Genomic DNA, 4,916 nt, shown 5'->3' with positions numbered 1-4,916 from the left:
GCGTCTCAAGTAGACGTAGATATACGGTAGTTGTCGTAGGCATGCTGTGATGAAGTGTGTCCTTTGACACGCGCCCCCTCCGTGTTCATAACGTTTCGACAGAGAATTGCGGACCGCCGGACACGAGACGCATCCGTATGGTGCCACTGCGCGCACATGGGCCCCGTCTTTTGACGGGGCTCGCCTATTTATGCCCGTTTTATCTTAGGTCTGGACCACTGGATATGGCCGGATCGAGGGGTTTGGAACGCAGCCGCTTCACGTGCTGCAATTCGACGAACTCCCGAGTAGTACGGCCCTGAACAGAAAAACGGCACAACGTAGGTGCCGGCGCCGAGAGGTTGTTGGTCGAGTGAGGCGAAGCACGAATAACGCCGCAGAGCAGCAGGCGCGGGGCAACTTCACCCCGCCCGCGCGCACAGCGGTGTCGCCTGCCGATACGCCCGGAACACCACCGGCCGGCGCCGGCAGTTCCGGTGCCGGTAAGGGCAGCCCCAGCAAGCTGTCCCCGCGCAACTGGCGGGTGGCCACCCGTCTGAACGCGATCCTGCTCATACCCGTCCTCGTCGGGCTCGTCATGGGCGGCTTCCAGGTGAAGACCGCCATCGACACCTGGAACGAGGCTCAGGACGCCGAGAAGACGGCGCTCATCGTGCGCGCCGCCTCCGAGTACAGCCAGGCGCTGCTGAACGAGCGGGACCTCACCGCCCAGCCGCTGCTGACCGCCAAGAGCGGTGCGGACCGCCAGTCGGAGGACGTCACCAAGGCGTACGCCGCCACGGACGCGGCCAAGGAGAAGTTCGACACCGCCGTCCAGGACATGCCCACCGACGAGGGCCTCGAGCGCCGCCTCGGCCTCCTGCGCAAGGAGGAGCCGCTGCTGGAGGAGCTCCGCAAGGGCGCGTACACCCGGACCATGGACCCGGTGAACACCGAGCTCGGGTACGTCAAGGTCCAGCACTTCCTGATGGAGTTCTCCAACGAGCTCGGCCTGGGCACCGGAAACATCACCAGCTACGGCCGTACGGTCTACGCCATCCAGCTCGCCAAGGCCGCCGCGTCGCTGCAGCGCTCCATCGGTATGCACCTGCTGGTGCGGCCGAGCAAGGAGGAGGCGGACTTCGCCGAGCAGTCCAAGGCCTTCAACTCGTACAACTACCTGGAGCAGATCGCCATCGGCGAGTACGTCTCCGGTGGCACCGACGAGGACACCGAGAAGCTCAAGCAGGTCATGGCCCGCAAGGCGGCCGAGGGTGCGGAGAAGGCCGCTGCCCTGGGCATCACCAACCTGCCGAAGGGCACGGGCCAGGACAAGTCGGTCTTCGCCGGTATGGCCGCGGCCATCGGCACCGCCAAGGACGCCGACGCGATCAAGGAACTGAAGGCCCAGTCCATCGGCCCCGACACCTGGATGGGTGCCGCGACGGGCAAGTTCGACGGCTACACCGAGATCGAGACCGACCTGGTCAACAAGGCCGTGAACGAGGCGGCCGAGATCTCCGGCGACGCCAAGACCGACGCCATCGTCAACGGCGCCATCGTCGTGGTCGCGCTGCTCGCCGGATTCATCCTGGCCGGCATGATGGCCCGCCAGATGAGCCGCTCGATGCGCCAGCTGCGCACCGCCGCCTTCGGTATCGCCGAGCAGCGTCTGCCGATGCTGGTCGACCAGCTCTCCCGCACCGAGCCCGGCCGGGTCGACACCCGCGTCGAGCCGATCCCGATCGACTCCCAGGACGAGATCGGCGAGGTCGCCCGCGCCTTCGACCAGGTCCACCGTGAGGCCATCCGGCTCGCCGCCGAGCAGGCCCTGCTGCGTGGCAACGTCAACGCGATCTTCACCAACCTCTCCCAGCGCAACCAGTCGCTGATCGAGGGCCAGCTGACCCTGATCACCGACCTGGAGAACAACGAGGCCGACCCGGACCAGCTGGAGAACCTCTTCAAGCTGGACCACCTGGCGACCCGTATGCGCCGCAACGGCGAGAACCTCCTCATCCTCGCGGGCGAGGAGCCCGGCCGCCGCTGGAACCAGCCGGTGCCGCTGGTGGACGTGCTGCGTGCCGCCTCCTCCGAGGTGGAGCAGTACGAGCGCATCGAACTGACCGGTGTGCCGGAGTCCGAGATCCACGGCCAGGCCGTGACCGACCTCGTGCACCTGCTCTCCGAGCTGCTGGAGAACGCCACCACCTTCTCCTCCCCGCAGACGAAGGTCCGCGTCACCGCGACCCGGCTGCCCGACGGTCGTGTGATGATCGAGATCCACGACAAGGGCATCGGCCTCACCGCCGAGGACTTCGCCGACATCAACCACAAGCTGGCCAACCCGCCGACCGTCGACGCCGCGATCTCGCAGCGGATGGGTCTGTTCGTGGTCGGGCGGCTGGCCGACCGGCACGGCATCCGCGTCCAGCTGCGCCCCTCGGGCGAGGCGGCCGGTACGACGTCGCTGGTCATGCTCCCGGACGCGATCACCCACGGTGGTGGTGGCGACCCGAGCCTCGACGACGACTTCACGGTCTCGCAGATCATCCCGGAGCAGCAGGCCTTCGAGGCCGCGCCGCTGCGGACGGCCGCCGAGCTCGGCTTCGACGACTCCCGCTACGAACAGCTGCCGCCCGGTGAGGGCAAGGCCCTGGACCCGGTGGGCCGCTCCCTGATGCGTGAGGAGCGCCGTGCGGCGCTGGGCGCTCAGCTCTTCCGTGACGAGACGGACGAGGCCCAGGGGTCCTACGACCAGCAGCAGGAGCAGTACGACCCGCAGGCGGCCGCGTACGGCCGCGACGGCGGGTACGAGCAGCAGCAGCCGGCGTACGGCGACTACCAGGCCGAGCAGCAGTACCAGGGCGAGCAGCAGTACCAGAGCGACCCGTACGCCGGCCAGGACCAGTACGGAGCCCAGGACCAGTACGCGGCGCGCGACGAGTACGCGACCGGCGAGTACCCTGAGCCGAGCTATGCGGAATCCGCCTTTCCGTCTCAGGAGCCCGCTCAGCCGCAGTACGACAACCAGTTCGACCCCCAGGCTCACCAGGGCGAGTGGTCGGATCAGGGTGCGTACGCCGGCGGCTACGAGTCCGGGTACGGAACGGAATCGGAATCTGCGCCGGGCGCTCCCACGAACGCTCGGGAACGCGTAGGCTTCGACCGTCCGGGTCCCACCCCGAGCACCGGCCACCAGCTGACCGACGCGGGTCTGCCGCGCCGTGGCAGCAGCCAGCAGCAGGTTCCGCAGCAGGGGCAGCCCCCGCAGCGGACCCCGCAGACGCAGCAGCAGCCGCAGCAGGCGCAGCCGACCCGGTCGGCCCCTCCGGTCCGACCGGCTCAGCAGAGCGAGGCGGACGGCTCCGACGGATGGCGCTCGACCAATGACGAGCGCTGGCAGCGGGCCGAGAAGCTCAAGGAGCCGAAGGCCGGCGGGGTCACCCCGTCCGGACTGCCGCGCCGGGTTCCCAAGGCCAACCTGATCGAGGGAACCGCGGAGCAGACTCCGCAGGGCGGCCCACAGGTCTCCCGCGCCCCCGAGGACGTGCGGGGCAGGTTGAGCAACCTGCGCCGCGGCGTCCAGAAGGGTCGCAACGCGGGAACGGACACGAACGGATCGGGCCTCGGCCCGGGTAGTACCTACAACCAGGAGCGTTAGTGTGAGCCCGATGAGCCAGGCGGCGCAGAATCTGAACTGGTTGATCACCAACTTCGTGGACAACACCCCCGGGGTGTCCCACACCGTGGTGGTCTCCGCCGACGGACTCCTGCTGGCGATGTCCGAGGGGTTTCCCCGTGACCGTGCCGACCAGCTTGCGGCCGTCGCCTCCGGACTGACTTCGCTGACCGCGGGGGCGTCCCGGATCTTCGAAGGCGGCGCGGTCAACCAGACCGTGGTGGAGATGGAGCGCGGCTTCCTCTTCATCATGTCCATCTCGGACGGCTCCTCGCTGGCCGTCCTTGCCCACCCCGACGCCGACATCGGTCTCGTCGGCTACGAGATGGCTCTCCTGGTGGACCGGGCGGGCACGGTGCTCACCCCGGATCTGCGTGCGGAACTCCAGGGATCTCTTCTCAACTAGCAAACGGACCGTGCGTTTCTCGCCACCGCACCATAGGGTGCGGTGGCGCGGCTCCACAGGGACATGGACCGGCGAACGGCAGTCGGAGGAGGAAACGACGTGGCTACACCACCAGGCGGACACCACCCATACGACGGTGCCCACCAGTCGCAGGGTGACCCAGCCCAGAACCGCTTCAACTTCCCCTCCACACCGAGCGGACAGGGCGGCCAGTCGCCCTACCAGCAGCCGCAGGTCCCGTCCTACGAGCGCCCGTACGAGCCGCAGGCACCGCGCATCCAGCCGGTGCAGCAGCGGCGGCGGGCGCCGGAGCCGTCGCCCACGTCGGGCAACAGCAACCACAATCCACTGGTCCGTCCGTACGCCATGACCGGCGGACGGACGCGGCCCCGGTACCAGCTCGCCATCGAGGCGCTGGTGTCCACCACGGCCGATCCGTCCCGGCTGCAAGGGCAGTTGCCCGAGCACCAGCGGATCTGCCGGCTGTGCTTCGAGATCAAGTCGGTCGCCGAGATCTCGGCACTCCTCTCCATCCCCCTCGGCGTCGCCCGGATCCTCGTAGCCGACCTGGCGGAGGCCGGACTCGTCGCCATCCACCAGCCCGGCGGCGACGAGTCCGCCGGCGGCCAGCCAGACGTGACACTGCTCGAAAGGGTGCTCAGTGGACTTCGCAAGCTCTAGCGGCGGTGCGGCCCGTTCAACCACCAGCGCGAAGATCGTGGTGGCGGGCGGATTCGGCGTGGGCAAGACCACGTTCGTCGGCGCCGTCTCGGAGATCAACCCGCTGCGTACCGAGGCCGTGATGACTTCCGCGTCCGCGGGGATCGACGACCTCACCCACACCGGCGA

The 4,916-nt window shown here is 68.5% G+C and carries 3 protein-coding genes and 1 pseudogene; all 4 read left to right on the top strand.

Annotation, left to right across the window (positions count from 1 at the left end; genetic code table 11):
* Window positions 1-352: 352 nt before the first annotated feature.
* Entirely contained in the window at window positions 353-3,643 is a 3,291-nt protein-coding gene (locus ACY34K_RS33635; protein WP_462754029.1) for a sensor histidine kinase, read from the top strand.
* 10 nt (window positions 3,644-3,653) lie between these two features.
* Window positions 3,654-4,067: a roadblock/LC7 domain-containing protein gene (locus tag ACY34K_RS33630; RefSeq protein ID WP_030980891.1), complete on the top strand. Its 414-nt coding sequence runs from the start codon at window positions 3,654-3,656 to the stop codon at window positions 4,065-4,067.
* A 99-nt stretch (window positions 4,068-4,166) separates the two neighbouring features.
* Window positions 4,167-4,748, top strand: a complete 582-nt coding sequence (locus ACY34K_RS33625) for a DUF742 domain-containing protein (RefSeq protein ID WP_462754026.1) — start codon at window positions 4,167-4,169, stop codon at window positions 4,746-4,748.
* Window positions 4,729-4,916, top strand: a pseudogene (locus ACY34K_RS33620) (ATP/GTP-binding protein); the annotation flags it as partial. The gene ACY34K_RS33625 and the pseudogene ACY34K_RS33620, both read left to right, overlap by 20 nt.

It is taken from the genome of Streptomyces sp. STAM6 (assembly GCF_054963715.1).
The sequence above is the reverse complement of the archived record's forward strand: the minus strand, read 5'-3'. Positions and strand labels throughout refer to the sequence as shown.

Coding starts and splice junctions, on each gene's coding strand:
- ACY34K_RS33630 (WP_030980891.1), top strand. CDS start 3,654: ATGAGCCAGGCGGCGCAGAATCTGAACTGGTTGATCACCAACTTCGTG.